This is a genomic window from Pseudoalteromonas sp. HL-AS2 (genome assembly GCF_031198805.1).
In the GTDB taxonomy this organism is placed as follows: Bacteria; Pseudomonadota; Gammaproteobacteria; order Enterobacterales; family Alteromonadaceae; genus Pseudoalteromonas; species Pseudoalteromonas nigrifaciens.
In genome coordinates this window covers 98,044-124,604 of the sequence record NZ_CP133571.1, presented here as the reverse complement: position 1 = coordinate 124,604, position 26,561 = coordinate 98,044, and the positions used below count along the sequence as shown (strand labels likewise).

General features: G+C 40.1%; 18 protein-coding genes and 1 rRNA gene. 8 read left to right on the top strand and 11 right to left on the bottom strand.

Annotated elements, in window-relative coordinates:
* Positions 1 to 213 precede the first annotated feature (213 nt).
* The 3 genes from RB215_RS00585 to rhlB form a co-directional block, all read right to left on the bottom strand.
* Positions 214 to 1,749: ribosomal RNA gene (locus RB215_RS00585) — 16S ribosomal RNA — on the bottom strand.
* Between the two features lie 542 nt (positions 1,750 to 2,291).
* Complete coding sequence (gppA, locus tag RB215_RS00580) at positions 2,292 to 3,785, bottom strand: guanosine-5'-triphosphate,3'-diphosphate diphosphatase (protein ID WP_309216671.1); 1,494 nt, start codon at positions 3,783 to 3,785, stop codon at positions 2,292 to 2,294.
* Positions 3,786 to 3,830: 45 nt separating this feature from the next.
* Positions 3,831 to 5,108 (bottom strand): ATP-dependent RNA helicase RhlB, encoded by a 1,278-nt coding sequence (gene rhlB / locus RB215_RS00575; protein WP_041454311.1) that lies wholly within the window; start codon positions 5,106 to 5,108, stop codon positions 3,831 to 3,833.
* 91 nt (positions 5,109 to 5,199) lie between these two features.
* On the opposite strand from rhlB, the gene trxA reads away from it, so the two are divergent.
* Positions 5,200 to 5,526, top strand: coding sequence for a thioredoxin TrxA (gene trxA / locus RB215_RS00570; RefSeq protein ID WP_011326840.1), 327 nt, complete (start codon positions 5,200 to 5,202; stop codon positions 5,524 to 5,526).
* Between the two features lie 185 nt (positions 5,527 to 5,711).
* The gene (rho, locus tag RB215_RS00565; protein WP_011326839.1) at positions 5,712 to 6,971 is read left to right on the top strand and encodes a transcription termination factor Rho; all 1,260 of its coding nucleotides are present in this window, start codon (positions 5,712 to 5,714) and stop codon (positions 6,969 to 6,971) included.
* Between the two features lie 99 nt (positions 6,972 to 7,070).
* Here rho and RB215_RS00560 read toward each other — a convergent pair whose 3' ends face one another.
* Positions 7,071 to 9,899 carry a tetratricopeptide repeat protein gene (locus RB215_RS00560; protein ID WP_309216670.1) on the bottom strand — a complete coding sequence of 943 codons (2,829 nt, stop codon included), beginning with the start codon at positions 9,897 to 9,899 and terminating at the stop codon, positions 7,071 to 7,073.
* A 73-nt stretch (positions 9,900 to 9,972) separates the two neighbouring features.
* Here RB215_RS00560 and RB215_RS00555 point away from each other — a divergent pair, with 73 nt between their 5' ends.
* Complete coding sequence (locus RB215_RS00555) at positions 9,973 to 10,557, top strand: DNA-J related domain-containing protein (protein WP_208834487.1); 585 nt, start codon at positions 9,973 to 9,975, stop codon at positions 10,555 to 10,557.
* Between the two features lie 30 nt (positions 10,558 to 10,587).
* On the opposite strand, the gene dbpA is transcribed toward RB215_RS00555, so the two are convergent.
* Positions 10,588 to 11,976 (bottom strand): ATP-dependent RNA helicase DbpA, encoded by a 1,389-nt coding sequence (gene dbpA / locus RB215_RS00550; protein ID WP_011326836.1) that lies wholly within the window; start codon positions 11,974 to 11,976, stop codon positions 10,588 to 10,590.
* A gap of 184 nt (positions 11,977 to 12,160) precedes the next feature.
* Here dbpA and RB215_RS00545 point away from each other — a divergent pair, with 184 nt between their 5' ends.
* The gene (locus tag RB215_RS00545) at positions 12,161 to 14,236 is read left to right on the top strand and encodes a TonB-dependent siderophore receptor (RefSeq protein WP_011326835.1); all 2,076 of its coding nucleotides are present in this window, start codon (positions 12,161 to 12,163) and stop codon (positions 14,234 to 14,236) included.
* 88 nt (positions 14,237 to 14,324) lie between these two features.
* Here the strand turns inward: RB215_RS00545 and RB215_RS00540 are convergent, their stop codons facing one another.
* Positions 14,325 to 15,230 carry a DUF808 domain-containing protein gene (locus RB215_RS00540; RefSeq protein WP_011326834.1) on the bottom strand — a complete coding sequence of 302 codons (906 nt, stop codon included), beginning with the start codon at positions 15,228 to 15,230 and terminating at the stop codon, positions 14,325 to 14,327.
* A gap of 140 nt (positions 15,231 to 15,370) precedes the next feature.
* On the opposite strand from RB215_RS00540, the gene RB215_RS00535 reads away from it, so the two are divergent.
* The 4 genes from RB215_RS00535 (at position 15,371) to RB215_RS00520 (ending at position 18,679) form a co-directional block, all read left to right on the top strand.
* Positions 15,371 to 15,652: an MliC family protein gene (locus tag RB215_RS00535; protein ID WP_011326833.1), complete on the top strand. Its 282-nt coding sequence runs from the start codon at positions 15,371 to 15,373 to the stop codon at positions 15,650 to 15,652.
* Positions 15,653 to 15,812: 160 nt separating this feature from the next.
* Positions 15,813 to 17,279 (top strand): 4-hydroxy-3-polyprenylbenzoate decarboxylase, encoded by a 1,467-nt coding sequence (ubiD, locus tag RB215_RS00530; RefSeq protein ID WP_011326832.1) that lies wholly within the window; start codon positions 15,813 to 15,815, stop codon positions 17,277 to 17,279.
* 100 nt (positions 17,280 to 17,379) lie between these two features.
* The gene (fre, locus tag RB215_RS00525) at positions 17,380 to 18,093 is read left to right on the top strand and encodes an NAD(P)H-flavin reductase (protein WP_179807250.1); all 714 of its coding nucleotides are present in this window, start codon (positions 17,380 to 17,382) and stop codon (positions 18,091 to 18,093) included.
* A 175-nt stretch (positions 18,094 to 18,268) separates the two neighbouring features.
* Positions 18,269 to 18,679, top strand: a complete 411-nt coding sequence (locus tag RB215_RS00520; RefSeq protein WP_011326830.1) for a CBS domain-containing protein — start codon at positions 18,269 to 18,271, stop codon at positions 18,677 to 18,679.
* Positions 18,680 to 18,775: 96 nt separating this feature from the next.
* Here the strand turns inward: RB215_RS00520 and add are convergent, their stop codons facing one another.
* From add to hemC, 5 genes are all read right to left on the bottom strand, one after another.
* Entirely contained in the window at positions 18,776 to 19,777 is a 1,002-nt protein-coding gene (add, locus tag RB215_RS00515; protein ID WP_011326829.1) for an adenosine deaminase, read from the bottom strand.
* Positions 19,778 to 19,904: 127 nt separating this feature from the next.
* A complete protein-coding gene (locus RB215_RS00510) occupies positions 19,905 to 22,595 on the bottom strand; it encodes a CHASE domain-containing protein (protein ID WP_309216669.1) in 2,691 nt (896 codons plus the stop codon).
* A 49-nt stretch (positions 22,596 to 22,644) separates the two neighbouring features.
* Positions 22,645 to 23,751: a heme biosynthesis HemY N-terminal domain-containing protein gene (locus RB215_RS00505; protein WP_309216668.1), complete on the bottom strand. Its 1,107-nt coding sequence runs from the start codon at positions 23,749 to 23,751 to the stop codon at positions 22,645 to 22,647.
* Positions 23,748 to 25,598 (bottom strand): uroporphyrinogen-III C-methyltransferase, encoded by a 1,851-nt coding sequence (locus tag RB215_RS00500; RefSeq protein ID WP_309216667.1) that lies wholly within the window; start codon positions 25,596 to 25,598, stop codon positions 23,748 to 23,750. The genes RB215_RS00505 and RB215_RS00500 overlap by 4 nt, the downstream gene beginning before the upstream one ends.
* Positions 25,598 to 26,536, bottom strand: a complete 939-nt coding sequence (gene hemC / locus RB215_RS00495; protein WP_011326825.1) for a hydroxymethylbilane synthase — start codon at positions 26,534 to 26,536, stop codon at positions 25,598 to 25,600. The genes RB215_RS00500 and hemC overlap by 1 nt, the downstream gene beginning before the upstream one ends.
* Positions 26,537 to 26,561 lie beyond the last annotated feature (25 nt).

Below are 26,561 nucleotides of genomic sequence, written 5' to 3'. Positions count from 1 at the left end.
ACTCAAAGAGTTAATTAAATGGCACTGAATGGTACTGCTACCATTCTTTTTTTACTTTTGAAAACTCTTGATAAATAACAATGTTATTCATCAGAATTTTATTATCAGCTTTTCCAAATTTTTAAAGAGCATATTAATTAGTTATCCCGAAGGACAAGCACTAATTAACAATCATCTGTGTGGACACTACGAACAAATAAGTTCTAAATCGTATAAGGAGGTGATCCAGCCCCAGGTTCCCCTAGGGCTACCTTGTTACGACTTCACCCCAGTCATGAATCACTCCGTGGTAAACGTCCTCCCGAGGGTTAGACTATCTACTTCTGGAGCAACCCACTCCCATGGTGTGACGGGCGGTGTGTACAAGGCCCGGGAACGTATTCACCGCGTCATTCTGATACGCGATTACTAGCGATTCCGACTTCATGGAGTCGAGTTGCAGACTCCAATCCGGACTACGACGCACTTTAAGTGATTCGCTTACCTTCGCAGGTTCGCAGCACTCTGTATGCGCCATTGTAGCACGTGTGTAGCCCTACACGTAAGGGCCATGATGACTTGACGTCGTCCCCACCTTCCTCCGGTTTATCACCGGCAGTCTCCTTAGAGTTCTCAGCATTACCTGCTAGCAACTAAGGATAGGGGTTGCGCTCGTTGCGGGACTTAACCCAACATCTCACAACACGAGCTGACGACAGCCATGCAGCACCTGTATCAGAGTTCCCGAAGGCACCAAACCATCTCTGGTAAGTTCTCTGTATGTCAAGTGTAGGTAAGGTTCTTCGCGTTGCATCGAATTAAACCACATGCTCCACCGCTTGTGCGGGCCCCCGTCAATTCATTTGAGTTTTAACCTTGCGGCCGTACTCCCCAGGCGGTCTACTTAATGCGTTAGCTTTGAAAAACAGAACCGAGGCTCCGAGCTTCTAGTAGACATCGTTTACGGCGTGGACTACCGGGGTATCTAATCCCGTTTGCTCCCCACGCTTTCGTACATGAGCGTCAGTGTTGACCCAGGTGGCTGCCTTCGCCATCGGTATTCCTTCAGATCTCTACGCATTTCACCGCTACACCTGAAATTCTACCACCCTCTATCACACTCTAGTTTGCCAGTTCGAAATGCAGTTCCCAGGTTGAGCCCGGGGCTTTCACATCTCGCTTAACAAACCGCCTGCGTACGCTTTACGCCCAGTAATTCCGATTAACGCTCGCACCCTCCGTATTACCGCGGCTGCTGGCACGGAGTTAGCCGGTGCTTCTTCTGTCAGTAACGTCACAGCTAGCAGGTATTAACTACTAACCTTTCCTCCTGACTGAAAGTGCTTTACAACCCGAAGGCCTTCTTCACACACGCGGCATGGCTGCATCAGGCTTGCGCCCATTGTGCAATATTCCCCACTGCTGCCTCCCGTAGGAGTCTGGGCCGTGTCTCAGTCCCAGTGTGGCTGATCATCCTCTCAAACCAGCTAGGGATCGTCGCCTTGGTGAGCCATTACCTCACCAACTAGCTAATCCCACTTGGGCCAATCTAAAGGCGAGAGCCGAAGCCCCCTTTGGTCCGTAGACATTATGCGGTATTAGCAGTCGTTTCCAACTGTTGTCCCCCACCTCAAGGCATGTTCCCAAGCATTACTCACCCGTCCGCCGCTCGTCAGCAAAGAAGCAAGCTTCTTTCTGTTACCGCTCGACTTGCATGTGTTAGGCCTGCCGCCAGCGTTCAATCTGAGCCATGATCAAACTCTTCAATTAAAAAGTTTTATGTCTTTCGACAGCTCAATGAATTCTGAATTTATTTTAATATCTTTCGATATTGAATTGACTGTGCCGAAGCAACTTATAAATAAGTTACTTCTGTTGGTCACTCAGTTTTCAATTGAGACTCTAATTTGTTTGCCTCGCTAATTACCCATAAAGAGTAAGTAGATTGGCTGTTAGAACTCAATCTGTACGAGTGCCCACACAGATGATTGCTTTATATTGTTAAAGAACGTTGCGACAATAAAGTAAAACTTTATCTCGCTAGGGCTGCGCATATTACGCTTTCCTATTTTTTTGTCAACACTTAAATGTAAACTTTATAAAAATCTAAATTTAAGTTTTACTCGACTCACTGATTGACTCTTGCCTCGCTAAGCGTTGCTGTCTGCCGTCTCAGTGGGGTCGCATTATAGGGCGCAGCCAGTTTTACGCAAGCGTTTTTTAAAGAAAACTTAAAATAAAACGCTGTTCGCTTGATATTTAAACCAAATGGTTATTTTAAACACTAAAAAGGCCCTTATGGGCCTGTTTAGTTAATTTACTATGAGCTTCCAGCCAAGTTTCGCTTGCTGCTTAGATTCTTGTTGCAGCTCGCTTGCCATTAATGGATGGTTTTTCAACCAGTCATTTTCAAACTGCAGATTTAAGACATCGTCTTTAACAGTTATCGCAAACTCAGGGAGTACATCATCTTGGCGACGCATACATAAAATGACAGCTATACGTATTAGTCTTACTAAATACTGCGCAAGTACACTATTTGCACCAAGAGAATCAAAATAGCCTTTTTGAAGATCAGAGCGATGCCCTTTAGCTACCGCAACAATGACTTTATGCTCTGACTGCGAAAAACCTGGCATTTCAGTATTTTTTAAAATATAAGCACTGTGTTTGTGATACTGCTTATACTCTATCAATAAACCAATTTCATGAAGCTGTGCAACTGCCGTTAATAAAGGCAACCCATTAAGTGCTTTTATTGGCCAGCTTTCATTTACTTCTGATGCTAAGTTTAATGCGAGACTGGCGACGCGGCTAGCTTGCTTTTGATCAACATGGTAACGATCGATAAAGCCATCGATTGTACGTTTACGAATATCGCTATTATGCAGCTCTGGTAGCATGCTGTATAAAACACCCTCACGCAGTGCTCCACCTGCTAATCCCATTTTTTCGATCTCGAGCGATTCAAATAATGCAATTAAAATGGCAAGCCCTGATACAAATACTAAACGGCGATCTTCACTTAGCCCTGGTAGGTCTAATGCGGCAATCGTTTTATAAGCGATTGATTGCTTTTTGATAGTGTAGAGTTTTTCAAGGGTTAATAGCTCATCTAGGTTTTGCGCTATCATGATTTCTTGAATTGCTTGTACTGTACCCGAAGCACCTGAGGCTATTTGCCAGCCTTTAACTTTATACTCTGATGCAATTTCATCAATGACAGTACGTGCGGCTTTTATTGCGGTGTTAAAGTTTGCATTGCTTAATTTGCAATCTTTAAAATAGCGCTCTAGGTAGGTAACACACCCGATGTTCAGGCTTTTGTAAAGTAATGCATCAAAGTTCTTACCAATAATCACTTCAGTGCTAGCACCACCAATATCGATAACAAGCTGACTACCGGTACAAGATGAGGTATGAGCAACGCCTTTATATATAGTGCGCGCTTCTAGTTCGCCGCTAATGACATTAACTTTATGACCGAGGATTTTTTCTGCTTGCGCTTTAAATACATCAGCATTACTAGCTAAACGTAATGTGGCGGTGGCAACTATAGTGATGTTTTGTTTAGGGATGTCTTGTAAGCGCTCAGCAAATAACGCTAGGCACTCCCATCCTCTATGCATTGCTTCTGAGCTTAATACATTGTCTATATCAAGCCCTGCAGCTAACCTTACTTTGCGTTTAACACGACCTATGGTTTGCAGGCCGCCAGCTATTGATTTAGCAATAAGCATATGAAAGCTATTTGAACCTAAATCAATAACTGCATATACATTTTTTTGCGGTTTAAGTTGCCCCACCGTTCAAAAACCTCTAATTACTATTACAGTTAAACTAACGGTCGTTTATGACCGTCCTTTTTGATAACTATTATTTGGGCGACGTCCGCTGTTGTTACTGCGATTACGTGGGCCTGTAGAAAAGTTACGCTTTCTATGAATAGTAGGTTTAGTTAAATCATCCAGCAATGCTGTTTTATCGTAATGTGATAAAGGAATACTGTGATCTATATACTCTTCAATTTCATGCAAGTTATAAGCATATTGTTCACATGCAAAACTAATAGCGTGACCAGACGCGCCAGCACGGGCTGTACGGCCAATACGGTGTACGTAATCTTCGCAATCATCTGGTAAATCAAAATTAAATACATGGCTTACTTCAGGAATATGTAGACCACGTGCTGCAACATCTGTTGCCACTAAAAAGTCTAAGTCGCCTTTACTAAACTCAGCTAAAATTGATTGACGTTTTTTCTGATTTACGTCACCGGTAAGCATGCCAACCCGATGTCCATCGGCTTTTAACCAGGCATATACGGTTTCACAACTATGCTTAGTGTTAGCAAAGATAATGGCTTTTTCAGGCCACTCTTCTTCAATTAACGTCAGCAGCAGCTTAATTTTATCTTCTTGTGAAGGATGAAATAGCTCTTCTTGAATGCGTTTACCGGTTTTTACGTCTGGTTCAATTTGTACGTGCTCAGGATTGGTCATATGTTCAAACGCAAGTTCTTGTACACGATACGATAGCGTTGCAGAGAATAATAAATTTAAACGCTTTGATGTATCTGGCATACGGTGGAACATATAACGAATATCTTTGATAAAGCCCAAATCAAACATACGATCTGCTTCGTCAAGCACGACTACCTCAATTTCATTAAGGGTGTAACAGCCTTGCTTATACAGATCAATTAAACGACCTGTAGTACCAATTAAAATATCAACGCCTTTTTCTAGTTGTGCACGTTGTTTTTCGTAATCTTCGCCACCATATACTAAACCTAAGTTAAGATTACAGTGCGGCGCTAAAATTTTTGCATCTTTGTGTATCTGAATCGCCAGCTCCCTTGTAGGGGCCATGATCAGGGCTCTTGGATGTTTACTAGGGGCTTTGCTAGATTGTAATAACCGATGGCACGTGGCAGTTAAAAACGCCAACGTTTTGCCTGTACCTGTTTGTGCTTGGCCTGCGATATCGCGACCCTCACAAATAAAAGGTAGGCATTTAGCTTGAATGGGTGTGCAATATTCAAACCCACTTTCGGTTAAACCGGCAACCACTTCCGGTGCAATAGCAAAGTCTGAAAACTTTTTATCGGTCAAATGTGTCTTAGTCATAGCGTTTAAGCATAACGTTTAAACTTGCAATAAGAAACAAGAGTGTTTAAATACGCACTAAATATTTCGCCTAACTAAACCGGAGAGCGCAATGAGCGAGAAAATAATCCAAATTACTGACGATAGCTTTGAAGCTGACGTATTACAATCAGACAAGCCTGTACTAGTAGACTTTTGGGCTGAGTGGTGCGGACCTTGTAAAATGATCGCCCCTATCCTTAGTGAAGTTGCTGAGGAATTTGATGGTCGCGTTACCATAGCTAAACTTAATATCGATCAAAATGCGGGTACACCGCCTAAATTTGGTATTCGTGGTATCCCTACATTACTTCTTTTTAAAGATGGCCAAGTTGCTGCAACTAAAGTTGGCGCACTTTCAAAAACTCAATTAATCGAGTTTTTAGAAAACAATCTTTAAATTTAAACAATAAAAAAGGGCTTAATGCCCTTTTTTTATTATTTTTTTGTATAAACACTGGACGCTGTGTCAATGAGCTGCTAGTTTATAAAGCCAACTAATCCTTAGTTATATTCAACAAACCTCACTCAACGATCAAACAAAGCGATTTTGAGTATGACAACTGTAATAAAGAACCCACCAATATGCATTTACGCGAACTAAAAGACAAATCTATAAAAGAGCTTGTAGACTTAGCTGAGTCCATGGGGCTCGAAAACGTAGCCCGCTTAAGAAAGCAAGATATCATTTTTGCTATTTTAAAATCACATGCCAAAGGCGGAGAGAATATCTTCGGTGGCGGTGTATTAGAGATTTTGCAAGATGGTTTTGGCTTTTTAAGATCATCAGAAGCCTCTTACTTAGCTGGCCCAGATGACATTTATGTTTCACCTAGCCAGATTCGCCGTTTTAGTATGCGTACTGGCGATTCAATCTCAGGCCTTATTCGTCCACCTAAAGACGGTGAGCGTTACTTTGCTTTACTTAAAGTAAATGAAGTTAACTTTGATAAACCTGAAAACTCTCGCACTAAAATTCTTTTTGAAAACCTAACACCACTGCATGCAAACGAACGTTTTCGTATGGAACGCGGTAACGGTAGTAAAGAAGATATTACAGCCCGAGTACTTGATTTAGCCTCTCCTATTGGTCGCGGTCAACGTGGTTTATTAGTAGCACCGCCAAAAGCGGGTAAAACCATGCTACTACAAAATATTGCGCAATCGATTACTCACAATCACCCAGATGCAACATTAATGGTATTACTAATTGATGAGCGTCCGGAAGAAGTAACCGAAATGCAGCGTCTTGTAAAAGGCGAAGTAATTGCATCAACATTTGATGAACCTGCTTCTCGCCACGTACAAGTAGCCGAAATGGTTATCGAAAAAGCAAAACGTTTAGTAGAGCATAAAAAAGATGTTGTTATCTTACTTGACTCAATCACACGTTTAGCCCGTGCTTACAACACCGTTATTCCATCATCTGGTAAAGTACTTACCGGTGGTGTTGATGCAAACGCACTCCATAAACCGAAACGTTTTTTTGGTGCTGCACGTAATGTTGAAGAAGGCGGCAGCTTAACAATTATTGCTACTGCGCTTATTGATACCGGCTCTAAAATGGATGAAGTTATCTACGAAGAGTTTAAAGGTACTGGTAACATGGAACTACATCTTAACCGTAAAATTGCGGAACGACGTGTATTCCCAGCTATCGACTTTAACCGTTCAGGCACTCGTCGTGAAGAGTTACTCACAAAACCAGATGAGCTACAAAAGCTGTGGATTTTGCGTAAAATTGTTCATGACATGTCAGAAATTGACGCAATGGAATTTTTAATTGATAAATTATCGATGAGCAAAACCAACGATGAGTTTTTTGATTCGATGAAACGCCAGTAATTCCATATAAGTTTTAAAGCTTATAAAAAAACGCCTAACAATTGAATATCAATTATTAGGCGTTTTTATTTGCCTGCAAAAAAGTAGCGCTGTACCGCTTTAACCATGCTCTTTGTAGTGCAAAAATAAGGCTTGTAGTTTATCAACTAACACTGCAATATTTTGTACTTCTTCTGGGCTTTTACACGCATCATCTAACGCTTTTGCAGCGTCTGCAATATCGCACAACTTAAACATTTGTGCTGCCCCTAAAATACGATGGCTATCTTTTTGTAACGCAACAAAGTCGCCACTATTAAAGTGCTGGCTAATTAACTCACTTTCTATTGATAAGCTTTGTTTGAAACTAGTCACTAAGTCACTCATATCTATATTTACGCTTGTGCTGTTTTGCTCATTTTTTATTGATGCGAGATGCTCAGCTATAGTGCTATAAAACTTCTCTTTATCAATTGGTTTAGCTAAGTAATCAGTAAAACCAAGTGCTAAATACTGCTCGATCTCATGGCTCATTGCATTGGCCGTTAAGGCAAATATTGGCTGCTCATAACCGCACTGCCTGAGCAACTCAAAAGCAGTAATGCCATCCATAATAGGCATTTGAATGTCCAACAGCACAAAATCAGGATACTCTTTTAAACATTGCTCTACAGCCTGCTCGCCATTTTCAACTGCAATAACGTCAAGCCCCATGGCGCGTAAATAACGGCTTATTAATCTGCGATTATCGTCATGATCCTCTGCAAGTAACACTTTAGCGCTTAGCGCTTTATAGTCACCATTTATATTGTCTTTAGCTGTAACTGCACATTCGCTTTTATCTACTGGTACGCACGGTACAAAGAATGAGAATTGACTGCCTTTTTTAAATTCGCTTTGCACACTAATATATCCCCCCATCATGGCAGCTAGTTGTTGTGACAAACTAAGTCCCAAACCAGTACCACCAAAACGACGGCTAATACTATTATCTGCTTGGCTAAAACATTCAAAAATAAGCTTTAGCTGCGCTGTATTCATACCTATTCCGGTATCTTTTACCGTAAGCACTAGCCCTTGCTCGGTATTATTGGCCACAATCGTAACTTGGCCACTGTGAGTAAACTTAATTGCATTAGCACACAGGTTTATTAATATTTGCTTTACTCGGGTTAAATCAAGCCTGGTATACAGTTCATTACCGAGTTGGTTGTCAAATACCAAGGATAAGTTTTTGGCTTTTGCTTGTACGCTAAACATCCCATGTATGTCATTCAGCACTTGTACAATATCAAAACAAGAAATAGACAGCTCCAATCTGTTTGCTTCTATTTTACTTAAATCGAGCACATCATTAATTAAACTTTTTAAATGCTCGCTTTGACGCTGAATAACTTTGAGCTCATCTTGTAACTGCTCAGGATCATACAAACCATTAATTAAGTCGTCGGTTTGGCTTAAAATAGCGGTGAGTGGGGTGCGAATTTCATGGCTTATATTTGCTAAAAACTGACTTTTAACATCGTTTGCTTCGCGCAGCTCTTGCGCCACACTTTGTAATTCTAACGTGCGTTGCTCTACTTGCTCTGTTAGTTGTAATTTTGCATTACTTTCTATTCTGCGACGGTAAATTGCTATTACTGTAATTAAAATAAGGATTGCTACAATGCCAAGCAGAATAGTTAACTGTGAACGTTTAGATATTTGCAGTTGTTGTAAGTGTTGTTGTTGTTTTAGCTGTTTAATTTCTTGGTTTAGTTTATCTGCTTCAAATTGAGTTTGAAAAATACTAACTGCCTTTGAAGCCTCTTCTGTATTTATACTACGTTGATAGTCAACATACTGCTGATGCAATTGCAGCGCTTGTTTAAAGTCGCCTAAGCTTGAGTAAATCAAAGCCTCAATACCTAAGCCGTCTTTAATGCGCATGCCATTTTTATATTCTTTTGCTAATGCAATTGAGTGCTCTGACGTTGTTTTTGCATTTTCAATATCGCCCTGAGCAAACTGCGCAGTGGCAAGCACATGCAGTGCTGCCGCTAATAACGATTTATTCCCTGCATCAAGTGCAAATTGCTGCGCCGCCTTTGCATGATATAAGGCCACATCAAATTTATTTAAGTGCAGATTAATACTCGCTAAATTAGCGTGCTTAGTAGAGAGTTGGAATGCATTATTTATGCTCTGATAGTAACGCAGTGCCAGCTGATTATAATGCAGTGCCAACTGGTATTGCTTTGACTCAGTATAGGCTACTCCCATATTGCCATAGACTTGAGCTACACCATCTTCATCACCAAGTTGTTGAAATACCTTTAATACCTCACGATACATTTCAAGTGCTGATTCGTAACGAGAAAGGCGAATATATATCCCGGCAATATTGTGCAAAATATCGGCTTTGTCTTGCGCACTGCCCTCTTTTTCGTAGATCAGTTTTGCTTGCTGATAATAATCTAGTGCTAATTCCATGTTATACATATCAAAATAAGCCAAGCCTATATTACTTAATAAATTGGCTTGTTTTAATGAGCCTTTTAAACGTATGGCTAACCCTAAAGCCCGGCTATAATCAACCACAGCTTGTTGTACAAACCCTTGATAATACAACACCACACCTTGCATTTTTATTGCTCTAAAATACAGATCGGGCAACTCATTAAAGGTGATGCTACTCTCTAATAACTTATAATACTCTAAGGCATGGGGAAGGTCGTTGGCATTAAAGGCAAGTTCAGCTAAGTCGCTATATATAGCAATGCGCTGTTGGTGTGGTAAGTTTTTTTTAGCTAACAGTGTAGAGGCAAAGCTTTGTTTATCTGACCAACTTTCAGCAGACTTAAATTGTTCAAATAAGTCGGCTGGTGTAACAGAAAAACTCAATGTAGAAAAAATGCTGCATACAGCCATAAAGCCAACAAAAAAGAAGCGTTGTAACCAACCCTGCATAATTACATCCTTGAAACTTTTGTAGCCACTATGATAATTTACCCAAGATACACTAATAACTAGATTGTAAACAATGCTTAACCCACTGATAGATGAGATTTTTGAGTTACTTTTGCAAAAGAAAGTATGGATGGTACATACTTTAGCAGCAGAATTACAACAACGTAAAATGATTAACACGCTTGATGTTGCCCCTGATCGTGATTTATTCAAACGTAACTTTTTAATTATGAACGCGCTTTATCAGCTACAGCAGCAAATTATGCCTAAGCAGCAACTCCTTATTAGTGGTTTACAAATACAATTTATTACCACAGCCAGTAACACTCTCATAAAAAACACCGATCCGCTACGAGACTACTACCTTGATTGGCAAAACTTTGAAACCTCTAGCGCCGAAATCGATACTCTTTTAACCCAGTTTTGGCAGCGTTTTACCAAACACAGTAAATCTGCACAAATAATAGATCTAGACACTCATAAACAGCTATTAATAAAGTGGCAACTATCTCAGCAAAGCACGCTAAAAGAAGTACAAAAGCGTTGGCGGCAACTGGCGTTACAGTGTCACCCTGATAAAGCAGTTGGTAATGCAGAAAAATTTAAACAGTTAAAGGGTGAATATGAGCAGCTTAGGGCAAGCTGCTCAGTAGATTAGTAATTATTGAATTAGTTATTCAATACACTATTAGCACGTAAGGCGACGAGCGCGTATTTTACGGCCTTTAATATTGCCTTCGGTTAATTTACGCAGTGCCGGTTTTGAAGAATTACGCTCTACGGCAACAAACGCAACGTTGTCGAGTACGTTTATTTTACCAACTTGACGCCCCGCAATACCGTCTTTACCGGTAAGTGCACCTAAAATATCACCTGCGCGTACTTTTTGCTTTTTACCAGAATCAAGCATTAAGGTTACCATTTCTGGTTTGTATGGTGGTTTTTCTAATAAGCTAAACGATGGCATTGGCTCTGGGATCACATCGCGCTCATAATGGTCACCAATTTGTGCAATTTTAAATGCTTCTGCCTCACCATAAATAGAGCATGCAATACCCTTTTTACCCGCTCGACCGGTACGACCAATACGATGCACATGTGTTTGTGTGTCGTGAGCTAAGTGATAGTTAATCACCATATCCATATCGTCAATGTCTAAACCACGCGCGGCCACATCGGTTGCTACTAGTATTGATGCACTTTTATTAGAAAAATGAATTAACGTACGCTCACGATCACGCTGCTCTAAATCACCATGTAAAGATACCGCACTAAAGCCTTCATCAACTAAATCATCACACAATTGCTGTGTTTCTACTTTAGTATTACAAAACACGACACAGCTTTGCGGGGTAAATTTAAGCAGCAATAATTTAAGTGTTGGGTAACGTTGTTTATTGTTATCCATTTTATAGAAGTATTGCTTAATAGTGCTTTTAGCTTGCTCTTCTTCTACCTTAACCATTACTGGATTGCTAAGCACACGCTTTGCAACAGCTTCTATTGCACGTGGAAACGTAGCGCTAAATAGTAATGTTTGGCGGTTAGTCGGAATGCGCTCAATAATTGCATCTAAGGTATCTTGAAAACCCATATCTAGCATTTGGTCGGCTTCATCTAATACGAGCGTTTCTACATCATCTAAACGCAAAGTACCTTTACGAATATGATCGTCAACTCGCCCCGGTGTACCAACAATAATATGTGCGCCATGTTCAAGTGAGCCAATTTGTGGACCAATTGATACACCACCACATAAAGTAAGTATTTTAATATTATGGATGCCACGCGCTAATTTGCGCATTTCTACAGCTACTTGCTCTGCCAACTCACGTGTTGGGCACAATACTAAAGATTGAATGCGAAAACGTTTTACGTTTAATTTAGCCAATACGCCTAAGCTAAACGCCGCAGTTTTACCTGACCCCGTTTTTGCTTGAGCAATAATGTCTTTTCCAGCCAGTACTGGCGGTAAACTTTGCGCCTGAACAGGTGTCATGTGGGTGTAGCCGAGTGTTGATAAGTTATCAACTAACCCAGAAGGTAAAGCCAAAGATGAAAAAGCAGTTGTGGTCACAGTAAATCCCAATACAAAAAAATAACATGGGGAAAAGCCCCACTCAATATGCTGCTAATAATAGCAGAATTCCTAATTGGCAACCATTAAGCATTATAAAAAAACACACTAAAAGGCATTGCAAATGATACTGGTTTTCATTAAGATTAACTCAGCGTTAATACTATCAACCCGGAAACAACTAATGAAACTAAGCCCACTTTTTATCGCACTGCTAGCAAGTACTACTGCGAGTGTTTATGCAAACGCAACAGATATAGAACATATAGAAGTAAAAGGAAGTTATTTTAATGACTATAAAGTAGACAATGCTAATGGCGCAATGAGAACGTCAGCTTCGTTACTTGATACCGCACAGTCGGTTACCGTTATTACCGACACCATAGTAAATGAACAACTCGCAACTACGTTAGGTGAAGTACTTACTAACGATGCCAGCTTAACGCCAGGTTCAAAGCAACGTAACCGTGAAGTATTTAATTTACGTGGGTTTGAACTGAGTTCATCTACAGGTTACTTGCGTGACGGCCATCAGCACTGGTCGCACTACCAACAACCTATCGAAATATTACAACAAGTTGAAGTTATTAAAGGCCCATCAAGTATTTTATATGGCCAATCGGGTCCTGGTGGCTTGGTTAATATGGTCACTAAAAAACCCACGTCACAAACATTATTTAAAGCCAGTGCCGATGTTGATCAACATGGTTCAACTCGCTTTATGCTGGATGCGGGCGGTGCACTTACTGAGTCGGAAGATTTACGTGCTCGCGGTATTTTAGTAAAGCAAGATGTTGATTATTGGCGTGAATACCAAAATGGTGAAAACCGTGAACGCGATCGCTTTTTAGGTGCATTAATTGTTGATTACGATATTAGCGATAACGCCTTAGTACGCGTACATTACGACCGCACAGATGACGAAGCCGGTTTAGATACGGGTGCCTGGATTGATAGTAATGCCAATGTAATTGGCGACGATAAAACAATTCGCGATATGTCTTGGGCGTTTACAGATATAACGGTAGAAAACCTAGGTGTTGACCTAGAAGTGTTTTTAACCGAAAACTGGCAAGTAAAACTTGGTTACAACGAGCAAACATTTGAGCGTCAACGCTTTGAGTCAGCACCTCGTAAACCAAGTAACTTTATCGAAGGTGATAGCTACGCGTCACGCCCTTACGATCGTTTTGATGATTGGCAGTTTAAAACCGCCTTTGTTGACTTTATTGGTGAATTTGAAACCTTTGGTATTCAGCACCAATTTTTAATTGGCGCAAATTCGCTTGATTATTATTATGGCCAATTAAAAACTAATGCCGAATCATTTGACTTTAGCGCCGGGCAAAACGAACCATTTCGCCCAGCTATAAGCTATAAAACAGATGACACTGTTAGCTCATCTGCTTATGACTATTACGGTATTTACATGCAAGATCTCATTTCGTTCTCACCAGAATGGCAGTTATCTTTAGGCGGTCGTTACGACAAGCAAAGTAAAGAAAATAGTAATAATGAATCGTTTGTTCCTAAAGTGGGTGTGCTATATCACCCTAATGCCTCGGCCACTATTTACGCTAGTTACTCTGAAGGTTTTGAGCCGCAAAACGAAACGCTAGTAAATACAAACGATGTTAATAATGGCATGAAGCTCGATGCGATTACCTCTGAGCAAAAAGAAATTGGTATTAAATGGCAGCTGTTTGACGATCGATTAATGCTCAGTGGCGCATTATTTGATATTAGCAAAACAGGCACTTTAGTGAGCGAAGATCTTGTAAACCCTGTTGATAATATAACCAGCATCACTACTCAAGCTGGCGAGCAGCGCCATAAAGGCTTTGAATTAGCGGCGCAAGGTGCAGCAACTGATCGCTTATTTGTAATGGCATCAACTATGTACTTAGATGCCAACTACGAACGCGACGCAACATTGCAAGGTAAGCGCCCTACCGATGCCCCTAAATGGTCTGCATCACTTTGGACGCGTTATGAATTAAACGACGTAATTGCATTAAACGCAGGTGCATTTTACGAAGGCGAACGCTTTGCCGACAATGCCAATACCGTTACTAAAGATGCCTACACCCGCGTAGATGTGGGTGCAACGTATAAAATAAACTTAAACAATACCGACGTTAACTTACGCCTAAATATTGAAAACTTATTTGATACAAACTACCTAGCAGGCGGTGGTTTAAATAATGTAACCATAGGTGAAGGCGCGAGCGTACGCTTAGCAGCACAATTTAGCTTTTAATTAATACAGCCCATACACATTTAACTGTATGGGCTTATTTAACTATACGGTTGTTAAACAGGCAATAATTGTAAGCTGTGAATTAGCGCTATTTTTTGAATATTTTTAAATAAGCTAAATGCCCAAGCACAACAACTAAGCCTGCTATAACACCTAATAAGCCATCAAATATAAGTGGTGCCAGCACTTCACCTGTAGTACCTACAATTGTTTGCCCATAATTGGTTACCGCTATTTGAATATGATGCAAAGCTTTAATGCCATGCACTAAAATGCCGCCGCCCACTAAAAACATTGCAACTGTACCCGCAAATGCTAAAAACTGCATAAGCCGTGGTGCTGCCGCTAACAACCCTTTGCCTAGTATTTCTTTAAATTTATTAGCCGATAGCTTAGATTGATTAAGTAAATATAGACCTGCATCATCAAGCTTCACAATTCCTGCAACTAAGCCATAAACGCCAATAGTCATAATTATGGCAATAACACACAATACCAATGCCTGATTTATTAATGTAGCAGCTGCAACTGTGCCAAGCGTAATTACTATGATCTCAGCAGAAAGTATAAAGTCGGTTCTAATCGCACCTTTAACTTTTTGCTTCTCGTATTCTACTAGGTCTAATTTGTCGCCCTCACTTTCGCTTTTATCATCATGAGGCAAAAACTTGGCAAATACTTTTTCTGCGCCCTCAAAACATAAAAATAATCCACCTAACATTAATAAAGGCGTAATTAACCAAGGTAACCACACACTTATTAATAACGCCGCAGGTACTAATATTGCTTTATTTAAAAACGATCCTTTTGCTACCGCCCACACCACAGGTAGCTCACGCTCTGCAGCTACACCGGTAACTTGTTGAGCATTAAGCGCTAAGTCATCACCTAATACACCCGCTGTTTTTTTTGTAGCAACTTTACTCATAGTTGCAATGTCATCTAGTAGCACAGTAATGTCGTCTAATAAGGTTAAAAGATTAGTACCTGCCATATAAATACCTAGCTTAAAAATAATATTATTAACATAACTTAAAGCCGCATTTTCACCAACGGTTAATTTTTCTTTGCTATGCTGATTAAAATTAATACGCAAATATCGATAATTACTTGCTGTTTGCACTGGAGATATAAATGAAAGCGCTGCTGATAATCGCATTAACTGTATTAGGCTTATCTGCTTGTAATGAGCCCACAATTAACACTCGTTATCTATGTAATCAAAAAGAAGCCACGCTTAGCGTTATCAATGAGCAAACAGCAGCACTAACACTTAATAATAATACTTATCAACTTAGCCGAGAAAAAAGCGCCTCAGGTAATAAATACATAAATAAAAATGTGTTGTTTTGGAGTAAAGATAGCGAAGCCATGCTTATTATTGAAGGGACAAAATACCACTGCCTACAACAGTAGGTAGTACAATAAAACTAATAAAATTAAACCGTGATAAAGCAAGTTTAGTGATACAAAGTAACTGTATTTTTCCAAGTGCTAATAGCTAAGTAACTGAGCATGCAATTTTACGTTACTTGGGTATAATACTTTTAACTTTATTGCTTAATAGCGGCCCACAATGAAATACAAAGATCTTCGTGATTTTATCGATTTACTTGAAAAAAGAGGTGAGCTTAAACGCATCACTCAAGAAATCGACCCGTATCTTGAAATGACCGAAATAGCCGACCGTACATTACGTGCTAAAGGCCCTGCGTTATTATTTGAAAACCCTAAAGGTTACGATATTCCGGTATTGGCTAACTTATTTGGCACACCCAAGCGTGTTGCCATGGGTATGGGCCAAGAAGATGTAAGCGAATTACGTGAAGTTGGCAAGCTTTTGGCTTTTTTAAAAGAACCAGAGCCACCAAAAGGCATTAAAGAAGCGCTAGGGCAAATACCTGTTTATAAACAAGTGCTTAATATGCCAGCAAAAGAAGTAAAAAAAGCCCCCTGCCAAGAAGTTATTTTACAAGGTGATGAGGTCGATTTAACTAAGCTGCCTATTCAACATTGCTGGCCAGGTGATGCTGCACCGTTAATTACTTGGGGCCTTACCGTTACTAAAGGGCCTTATAAAAAGCGCCAAAATTTAGGAATATACCGCCAACAACTGTTAGGCAAAAATAAAATTATTATGCGCTGGTTGTCTCACCGTGGCGGCGCGCTTGATTTTCAAGAATGGTGTAAAGAAAATCCAGGCCAACCGTACCCGGTATCTGTGGCATTGGGCGCCGATCCGGCGACTATATTAGGTGCAGTAACCCCTGTACCCGACACATTAAGCGAGTACGCTTTTGCAGGCTTACTGCGCGGCAGTAAAACTGAAGTAGTTAAATCAATATCAAACGATTTACAAGTACCCGCAAGCGCCGAAATAGTACTTGAAGGCTACATAATGCCAGGTGAAATGGCACCTGAAGGTCCGTATGGCGATCACACTGGATATTATAACGAAGTTGATGACTTTCCGGTGATGACAGTAACCCATATGACCCACCGTAAAAACCCTATTTACCACAGTACCTTTACCGGCCGCCCGCCTGATGAGCCTGCTATTTTAGGGGTGGCATTAAACGAAGTATTTGTACCTATTTTACAAAAACAATTCCCTGAAATTGTTGATTTTTACTTGCCACCAGAAGGCTGCTCGTACCGCATGGCTATTGTTACCATGAAAAAACAATATCCTGGTCATGCAAAACGCGTAATGATGGGAGTGTGGTCTTACTTACGTCAATTTATGTATACCAAGTTTGTTATTGTGTGCGATGACGATATTAACGCCCGAGATTGGGAAGATGTTATTTGGGCAATTACTACGCGTATGGACCCCGCTCGCGACACCACTTTAATAGAAAACACACCAATTGATTATTTAGATTTTGCGTCACCGGTTTCTGGCCTTGGCTCTAAAATGGGTATGGATGCAACGAACAAATGGCCTGGCGAAACAAACCGTGAATGGGGCGAGCCGATTGAGATGGATAAAGCCACCAAAGATCGCGTAGACGACATTTGGCAGAGCCTCAACATTCTCTAATATCCTAGACCAATAGGCTATAAAACAACCCTGCAGATATGCTAGAATCAACACATTCTATTGCGTATCTGCTATGAAAAGCGCTGCTAAAAGGTAAAAAATGCAAACATTAAAAGCTGAAGTTGTTGCTATCAGCCCACTTACAGAATTTGTTCATAAAGTAATTTTAAAACCACAACAACCGGTTTCGTTTGAAGCAGGCCAATACATGCATCTTGTATTGAGCGAAAATGACAAGCGTGCATTTTCGATTGCCAGCCGCCCTTCACAATGCGATCAAATAGAGTTACATATTGGCGCTTCGGGAACCGATACATATGCAATGCAGTCGCTTGAACATTTACGCAATGCACTTAACGAAAAGCAGCTAATAGAGATAGAAGCAGGCTTAGGTATATCGCAACTTCGTTTACAGTGTGAACGTCCAATTATTTTACTTGCTGGCGGTACTGGGTTTTCATATGCAAAATCAATGGCTGATCACCTAGCTGAAATTAGCTGCGACCGCCCGGTATTATTATACTGGGGCGTAAGAGAAGAATCGGCACTTTATGCACACCGCGAAATGCAAGTGTGGGCCGATAGCCACAAAAACTTTCAGTTTATTCCGGTAGTAGAAAACCCATCGGCTGATTGGCAAGGACATACCGGTTATGTACACAAAGCCGTAATGCAAGATATAGTATCGCTAGCGCCTTACGATATTTACATGGCTGGACGTTTTGACATGATAGGCATAGTTCGTGACGATTTTATTGCTCATGGTGCTATTCGCGAAAACATGTACGCAGATGCGTTTGCATTTATTAAATAATTGCACTTAACGCTCTCATTTCAAATATTAAGGCATCTAAATAGGTGCCTTAATTGTTTTTATAACAATAAATAATTAATAGTTAAAATCTATCAACATCATCAACATAAACAATTTCCTAAAAGTCGATCTATAAACCATACTTTGTATAGAACATTCAGCGGGAGAGACCCATATGCTAAATACAAAAGTAAAAGACTTTATGCAACACAAGTTGCCAAACATTACCCCAGATACCGAAATGACCACTGCCATTGCAGAGCTGCAAAAATTTAAATTACTTGGTGCCCCAGTATTCGATAGCAATAAATTTTTAGTTGGCTTTATCTCTGAGCAAGAGCTGCTTAAACCACTCATGCAAAGCAGTTATTTTTGTGATGGGGTGGTGAAAGTATCGCAACTAATGCAAACAGAAGTCGTGACTGTAAATGGCGACACCAACATTATTGAACTTGCTGAGCAAATGAGACCCGGTAAACCGAAAAACTACCCTGTGGTTGACGGCGAAAAAGTAATAGGAATGATCAGCAGAGCCGATATTCTCAAAGCCCTTTACGATAACTACCTAGCTTGTCAAACACACTAAAAACACTAATTTATAAATACTTCACCTGAACTCTGGTTACTTAGATACAAAAATGCCGCTATTAATAGCGGCATTTTTTATACTAATAATATTAAATTAGCGCGTACTTGCCATTGTTAGCAGTGCTTTTTTATCGCTGTAACTTAAGTAGGCTATTTCAAGCGCATTAGCTTGCGCTTTTTCTATATCGGCTTGTGATAAACCAGCTTGTGGCGCTGCCACTAAGTATTCGTGTTCAATTTCAATACCTTCAACCGCTGGATCATCGGTATTAATACAAGCCAAAATACCATGATCTAAAAACTGTTTTAGCGGATGCTGAGCTAAATCATTTACGGTACTGGTTTGTATATTACTAGTTAAGCACGACTCAATACCAATACGCTTATCGCGCAGATAGTTCATTAATTCAATATCTTCAATTGCTTTAACGCCATGGCCTATACGGCTCGCACCTAGCTCGTTAATTGCTTGCCAAATACTTGGTGCACCTAGTGCTTCACCGGCATGAATTGTTGCTGCTAAGTATGCGTCGTGTACTTGCTTAAAATGCTCTACAAATAATTCACCCGGAAAACCAATTTCATCACCGGCTAAATCTACAGCCACTAAATCGTCTTTAAAAGCGAGTAAGGCATCAAGCTCTTGTTGGCAAACTTTTACGCCATAAGTGCGTGATAAAATACCAATTAAATTAGCTTTTACATTAGCGCCTTTGGTTGCCGACTTAATGCCATCAATTACCGCCTCAACCACACCTTGAGGGTGTAAACCTTGGCTTTGTGCCATGTAGTAGGGGCTAAAGCGCAGCTCAACATAATCAAGCCCTTGGGCTTGTGCATCTTCAATATTTTCAATCGCTATACGTCTACAAGCATCGTAGTCACCTAATACAGTTACACCCCAATCTAATTTTTGTAAAAATGCCATCAGGTTTGGCTCAGGATCAATGACTTGTACATGAGGGATAAGTGCTGCAACGTTATCAGCAGGTAAAGTTATATTAAACTGACGACCAAGTTCTAATATGGTTTGCGCTCGTACATTACCATCTAAATGGCGATGAATATCTAGCAAAGGTAGTTTTCTATTGATCATAGTAGCAACTCAGTTAGGTTAAAATTGCGCGCATAATACGCAGCTATAGTAATAATTCAAGTCTAGTTTATTTAAAATATACTTTTGAGGCCATATGTCTGCTTTTTATGCAAAAAAGCAGATGATTTTATTTTTCTATCGCCGCTAAATAATGCCAAAGAGCTTTAAACAAAATATTCGCATCTATTGGTTTCGTTATATAGCTATTCATTCCACAGGCAAGCGCTTTTTTAACATCGTCATCATGGGCATTAGCCGATAAACCTATAATAGGCAAATCTAATAAGCCTAGCTCATTGCGTATTACCTTGGTTGCTTGTAAGCCGTCCATTTTGGGCATTTGAATGTCCATAAGGACAATGTCGTAACTTTTTTCAGTTAACATTTCAATTGCGGCAAAGCCATCATTAGCAATATCAGCAACACACCCTTTGGTTTTTAAAATGGCAGTGGCTACATGTTGGTTTAACGGGTTATCCTCAACTAAAAGTACTGCGCTGTTCGCAAATGATACGTTTTCTATATCCACGTCACTAAAGCTTTGCTCACTTTTCTCTACTTTAGGTAAAGGGGAGTTAAGCGGTAAACTAAAGGTAAATGTTGAACCTTGCCCTGCAGTGCTTTTTAAATCTATAGCGCCACCCATAAGCTCAACTAGCTTTTTACAAATACTGAGGCCCAACCCTGTACCGCCATATTGGCGTGACGTAGAGTTATCTGCTTGAGCAAAAGGCCTAAATAATTTCTTTTGTGCCTCTTTACTAATACCAATACCTGTATCGCTTACACTTAAATAGGTCATGGTTTTCGATTGCCAAATTTTCAGTGTAATACTCCCTTGAGCAGTAAATTTAACCGCATTATTGAGTAAATTTAGTAACACTTGCTTTAAACGAATAGCATCGGTGTTAATCACCAAGTTTGTATTTTTATCGTAATCTAGCTTTATTTCTAACGACTTAACACTTACTTCAAATTGTATTAAGTTAATTACCTCTTCAGCCAAGCGCCCTATATCTACGGGTTCTTGCATTAAATCAAGTTTACCTGCCTCCATTTTAGAAAAATCGAGTAAGTCATTTAATACCCTAAGTAACACCCCTAACGCACCATCAGCTTGCTCTATGTAAGTACGGGCTTGTTGCCAATCATTTTGTTGTAACGCTAAGTAGTGTAAGCCTTTAATACCATTAATTGGCGTGCGCACTTCGTGGCTCATATTCGCTAAAAACTGGCTTTTTATTTGACTCGCTTCATCAGCTTTTTGCTTTTCTTGGCGTAATGTGCGCGTTTGCCTAGCAACTTGCTCACGTATTTGAACATTTGTGCCTGTAACAGAAATTAAAAATGCTACCAGTAACCAAACAAACAGCATCCCCACTATTTGTGCCAACCAATATATTAACCAGGAGGTTGTAACTAAGGGCTCGTGCAACTCAACCTGCCACATACGGTTACCAATGAGTAGCTGGTAGGACTTTAACAAGTCCATTGACTCGTTGTTGGCAATATAAATAGCGTGGGTATTATTGGTATTGTTAATATCTAAAAAGCTTGCTGTAACTAAGTTTTCATGATCAAAAAGCAACGACTGCGATAGTTTTTTTAAGCTCACTACCGCAACGGCAAAACCTTTAAAGTCATCTTCAGTCTCTATACTTCCAAATACAGGATGCAAAAATAACACCCCTAACTCAGCCTGGTTTTGCACCAACTTAACCGGTTGGCTAATGACCATTTCGTTAAGCGTTTTTGACTTATTTAATGCCTCTTGCATAAAGTCGTTTGATGCTAAATCAAAGCCAATAGCATCTTCATTGCCTTTTAATGGGTATGCGTACCTAATTGGATAATATACATCTCGCTCAGCAACGGCTTGCCATTGGTTGGTTGGTGATTTTTCTTTTACAAAAAAATGTTCAACATCGGCTAGTTGCGTCATTTTTTGATATTCTAACAGCGCACTTTTAGGAACATACGGTACCCATTCAAACGCCAATATTTCTTCGCTGTAGCTTAACTGTTTTGCCGTAAATTGCCGAAACTCTTTAAAGTTCACATCTTCACTGCTCGAAAAAAAAGTAGCCAGTAAAGCCAAGTGTGCAGAGATTTCATCTAATTTATGAGTAATTGAGTCTTGTACAGCTAATGTTTTTATCTCTTGTTTTTGAATGTTTTTTTCTTTTTTAACACTGGCAGCACCATAAAAGCTAACACTAATAAGAATGTAAATAAGTAAAGAAGGCAGGATAACTTGTAGCCGGTATCGCATCACTGAGTAATTAAATGCAGCCAGCATCAATGGCGTAAAAATGAGCACCCCAATACTGTCGCCAATCCACCACGCAATAAAACTATCTAGCGCGGCATGTTGAGCAATTATATTATTAAAAACAAGTAAGCTGGTGCCGACACTAGCACCAATAATACAACATACAGGGCCGGCTATAATTAAGCTTTGTACACTATGTTTTAGTGACGATAAATCGAGGGGGGCTTTAATAACTTTAATTATTATTTGCGCGCCAAGCCATGCTTGAAAAACAACAGCGATAGCAATTGCAGCGGCTTGGAAAAAAACTTGCCAGTTTAATATATCAACAACATTATCAAGGTGAATTAAGCTAGTAAGTAATGCACCAACAAAAACACCTAAAAAAGACTTACGGCCCCATAACAAAAAGCTTGCTACAGCTATGCCCGCAGGGGGCCAAGAAGCCACAGCGAAACCATCTATAGCAAGCAATAAATTACTAAAATAGCCTGTAATAAAGTAAGCGCAAGCTAAGCAAAAAGACAATTTAAACAAACCTTTCATCGCCTTTTGCTCCTTGCAATATTAAATGGTGTTTATTAAATGTAACTCATTATTTATAAAGTACCAATGCTTTATCTAGTTGTGCACTTTTTTCATAACTTAACTTTGCTTGCTGCATATATTGTTTTTTATTTTTATTATTTAGTGCTTTATCAAACACCCTTGCCGCTAGGTCGTAATCACCTTGCGCATTAGCAAGACAAGCCAAAGCGAGCAGTAATGAGTTATTTTGCTCATCTTTTTTAAGTCGATCTTGAATACTCGTTTGTAATTTACGGGCATTTGCCGTTGTTGCTTTACTTAATATGTTAGCTAATTGTGCATGTTGTTCTTCATGCTTAACCATTTTTATTAAGTCATTTTCAATTACGCTTAACTGCCCTGCAGCAGCCATTTGCGTTAAATAAGCGCTGTAGGCGTAGCTATGTAGCTTTTTAGGTAACTGCTTATATTTAGCTGTTACTTCATCAACAGGAAATGAGGCAAAATAGGCATTAAAAACGCGATGCCACTGCTCATTTGTTAGTACTTTTTTGCGTAAAAGACGCGGTAAAAATGCTTCTAAAGCACTAAAATGTTGTTGCTGCACTAGCACTTCGGTGTAAATTTTTAGCTCAAGTGCTGTCGCTTTTTTCGATTCTGCAATAACCCGTAGTTGCGACTCTATAGCGCTACTATTACCACTAGCTAGCCATAGTTTTGCTACTTTTAGTTGCTGCTCTGGGTTTATATCAAATAAGTACTCAAGGGCTTTGTCGGTTTGATTATTAGCTAGTGCCGCCTTAGCAAGCAGTGCTAAACGTATATCTTGATACTGATCAGGTACCTTGCTAGATAGCGCCTGCTCTATTTGTGCATAGTCGTCATTAATTACACTCCATAGCGCCTGCTCAATTGCAGCTTGCTTGCGCCCTTGGCTACGAGCAAAAAAACTATGCTTAGTATTGCGATAAATAGAGAATAAATAACGCACGAGTTTATAGGTTAAATAACTAACGACTAATACTGCGATTGTTAGCACGGCAAACGAAACTATTGTGCCTTCAATTGTGGTGTTGTTAAACGAAATTAGTACATAGCCTTTTTCGTCCAATAAAAAAGGGGCTGCTGCTAACACCACAACAAGTGCAATAATTAAAATGATCAACCCTATCATTTTGCCCACTCCTTAACTTGCTGCGTGCTTTGTAAGTTTACTTTAGGGTTAAAGTTAAGCTGCTCTTTTTCTAGATTAGACAGCGACTTTAAAACCATTTTTGTAACATCATCATCTTGTTTAAAGTATTCAGCCACTAAACGTTTTGCTTCGCTTAGTGCTGCAAAGTAAACACTGGCGTGCTTGCTCAATAATGCATCTTGCGCTTGCGTTATATAAAGCTTAACTCTTTGATTTACCAGGTGTCGCTGTTGTTCACTTAATAATGGCTCTATAGCAACGCCTTCACGATGACGAATAGTAATAAAACCATCTAAAAATTGATCCCAACTATTTTTTAAGTTTTGCTGCCAATCGCTAAGATCTTCACTTAATACCTTGTCATCAATTTTTGCTACTTCTTCAGGCAGGTTCACCGCATTAAATACCAATTCATCAATATTTTTCAGCACACTACTAAGCTGTAAATAAATAGCTTCAACGGCAATTGGTTTTATGGCATCTAAGGTTTGTATATCTTGTGTAATGGCTTGGCGCACTGTAATAGTACCGGGGTGATCGCTAAGTAAAGCATCTAAACGTTTTAATACAGCGCTAGTTCCTTGATAGTCGTTTTCGGCCCACAACTTAAACTCAGCCATGCGCTGCAAGCTGGTAACTTCTTGTGGATTTAAAGACGAGCCTTGCTGCTGCGCTTGTTGTAAGGCAGCCTTTAGTTCTTGCTGGTTTTTTGTAGTACTTTCGCGCATTGCAGCTGTTACTTTTTGCTCAGACGTTAATAGTGTCTGTTGCAAATTAGCTTGAGCTAACTTAAGTCCTTGCAGCTCTTGTTGTAGTAATTTATTTTGCTCATTTAACTGATTAACAGCTAAGCTTTGCGTCTTGCTCGCGTTGAGCTTTTGATAAAACTCAAAGCCAACTCCAGAGGCAACAATTAGCGAAATAATAAGTGCTAAGCTCCCGACTTTACTTACTCGTTGCTTAGTATTGTCAGCCTTATCAGTTGCTTTAAGCGTATCGCTTTTAGCCGTAGCTTTGCCATTGTTGGCTGTTGCATTAGTCGTTTTTTGCGCTGCTTTATCTACCGTTGACGGTACTGACTGTTCGCTCATTTTGCTACCTTGCTGATTAATGCAGGTAAACATAGCGTTATCGCTAGCTCCTGCTGCAATATGTATATTAGCCGAACTTACCTGATGCTGCTGTAAATAAGCGCCTATACGCTCACTAGCTACATAAAATCGGCACTGTTGTAACCATTGTCTTTGGGGTGCAGCAAGGTTTTTAAAAATAGCATCAACCGCCGCATTACTTGTTATGACTATACCGTGTACATTCTGGCTTTGCCAGTGGTCTATCCAGTTGTTAGGCTCAGGGTCTATGGGAGTACGCTGATACACTACGCAGTTATTTAAAAAGGCACCACGCTGCTTTAGTGTTTTAGCTATATCAGGACGCCCCCCTATTCCTTTAACCAATACAATATTACAGCTATCAACATCGGCAAGCGATTTAAGCGCTAATAACCCCTCTGAGTCGTGCTGTTTAGGAACAGCCGCTCGCACGCCAAACACCTCATAAATAGTGTCGGCTGTTTGTTGGCCAACCCCATAAAATTGCGCTTTTATATTAATATCTGGCTTTAATTCACTCAGCGCCAAAACCGCATCTTGCGACACAAAAATAATTTTATCGGCATTAGTTAATGGGCTGAGCTCAATACTATCGGGGGTTAAATACTCTATTTTTAATACAGGAAATAAAGACGCTTGATAACCCGCTTGCTCAAGTTGTTGTGCAAGGGCTGCGCCTTTTCCTTGGGGACGAGTTATCAAGATATTTAACATTACGCGTCTCTATATACTTCAGCTAATATTCTGTCTGCACCTTGAGCCAATAACATTTTAGCCAGCTCAACCCCTAGTTTTTCTGCGTCATTAACGTGGCCGCTAACTTCATCACGTAAAATTTCGCTACCATCTATTGCGCCTACTAAACCACGTAAGTGCACTTGATCGCCGTTAACTAGCGCATAAGCACCAATTGGCACCTGACACCCACCTTCTAAATGGCGGTTCATTGCGCGCTCGGCATTTACCCGAATACGTGTTTCGCTGTGCTCCAGTGGAGCAAGTAATGCTTTTATTGCTTCGTCATCAGTACGACACTCAATACCTACAGCACCTTGTCCATTGGCAGGCAATGACACTTCAGGCTCAATATAAGCACGAATGCGGTCTTTCATTTCTAAACGGATCAAGCCTGCTGCTGCTAAAATAATTGCGTCGTATTGGCCTGAATCTAATTTTGCTAAGCGTGTATTTACGTTACCGCGAAGGTCATGAATTTTTAGATCTGGACGTGATGCGCGTATTTGACACTGACGACGTAAGCTTGAAGTGCCCACAATTGCACCTTGTGGCAGCTCGTCAATATTGGCAAAGTTATTTGATACAAAAGCATCACGTGGATCTTCGCGCTCACAAATAGTGTGTAGTGTTAACCCTTCTGGAAACTCTACAGGCATATCTTTCATCGAGTGCACGGCCATATCGGCCAACCCTTCTAGCATGGCTTGTTCAAGCTCTTTAACAAATAAACCTTTACCACCAATTTTAGCTAAAGGGGTATCTAAAATAATATCGCCTTGGGTCGACATAGGCACTAATTCTACTAAAATACCTGGGTGATAATGCTCTAGTTGCGCCTTTACAAATTCAGCTTGCCAAAGTGCCAATGCACTTTTACGAGTAGCAATACGCACTATATTTGTTGTTTGGGTCATAAAAAATACTCACTTAATAATTGCA

What these genes read in the sequence shown, in the direction of transcription:
- rhlB (WP_041454311.1), bottom strand. Translation starts at nt 5,108, where the DNA reads ATGACTAAGACACATTTGACCGATAAAAAGTTTTCAGACTTTGCTATT.
- trxA (WP_011326840.1), top strand. Translation starts at nt 5,200, where the DNA reads ATGAGCGAGAAAATAATCCAAATTACTGACGATAGCTTTGAAGCTGAC.
- rho (WP_011326839.1), top strand. Translation starts at nt 5,712, where the DNA reads ATGCATTTACGCGAACTAAAAGACAAATCTATAAAAGAGCTTGTAGAC.
- RB215_RS00560 (WP_309216670.1), bottom strand. Translation starts at nt 9,899, where the DNA reads ATGCAGGGTTGGTTACAACGCTTCTTTTTTGTTGGCTTTATGGCTGTA.
- RB215_RS00555 (WP_208834487.1), top strand. Translation starts at nt 9,973, where the DNA reads ATGCTTAACCCACTGATAGATGAGATTTTTGAGTTACTTTTGCAAAAG.
- RB215_RS00545 (WP_011326835.1), top strand. Translation starts at nt 12,161, where the DNA reads ATGAAACTAAGCCCACTTTTTATCGCACTGCTAGCAAGTACTACTGCG.
- RB215_RS00540 (WP_011326834.1), bottom strand. Translation starts at nt 15,230, where the DNA reads ATGGCAGGTACTAATCTTTTAACCTTATTAGACGACATTACTGTGCTA.
- RB215_RS00535 (WP_011326833.1), top strand. Translation starts at nt 15,371, where the DNA reads ATGAAAGCGCTGCTGATAATCGCATTAACTGTATTAGGCTTATCTGCT.
- ubiD (WP_011326832.1), top strand. Translation starts at nt 15,813, where the DNA reads ATGAAATACAAAGATCTTCGTGATTTTATCGATTTACTTGAAAAAAGA.
- fre (WP_179807250.1), top strand. Translation starts at nt 17,380, where the DNA reads ATGCAAACATTAAAAGCTGAAGTTGTTGCTATCAGCCCACTTACAGAA.
- RB215_RS00520 (WP_011326830.1), top strand. Translation starts at nt 18,269, where the DNA reads ATGCTAAATACAAAAGTAAAAGACTTTATGCAACACAAGTTGCCAAAC.
- add (WP_011326829.1), bottom strand. Translation starts at nt 19,777, where the DNA reads ATGATCAATAGAAAACTACCTTTGCTAGATATTCATCGCCATTTAGAT.
- RB215_RS00510 (WP_309216669.1), bottom strand. Translation starts at nt 22,595, where the DNA reads ATGAAAGGTTTGTTTAAATTGTCTTTTTGCTTAGCTTGCGCTTACTTT.
- RB215_RS00505 (WP_309216668.1), bottom strand. Translation starts at nt 23,751, where the DNA reads ATGATAGGGTTGATCATTTTAATTATTGCACTTGTTGTGGTGTTAGCA.
- RB215_RS00500 (WP_309216667.1), bottom strand. Translation starts at nt 25,598, where the DNA reads ATGTTAAATATCTTGATAACTCGTCCCCAAGGAAAAGGCGCAGCCCTT.
- hemC (WP_011326825.1), bottom strand. Translation starts at nt 26,536, where the DNA reads ATGACCCAAACAACAAATATAGTGCGTATTGCTACTCGTAAAAGTGCA.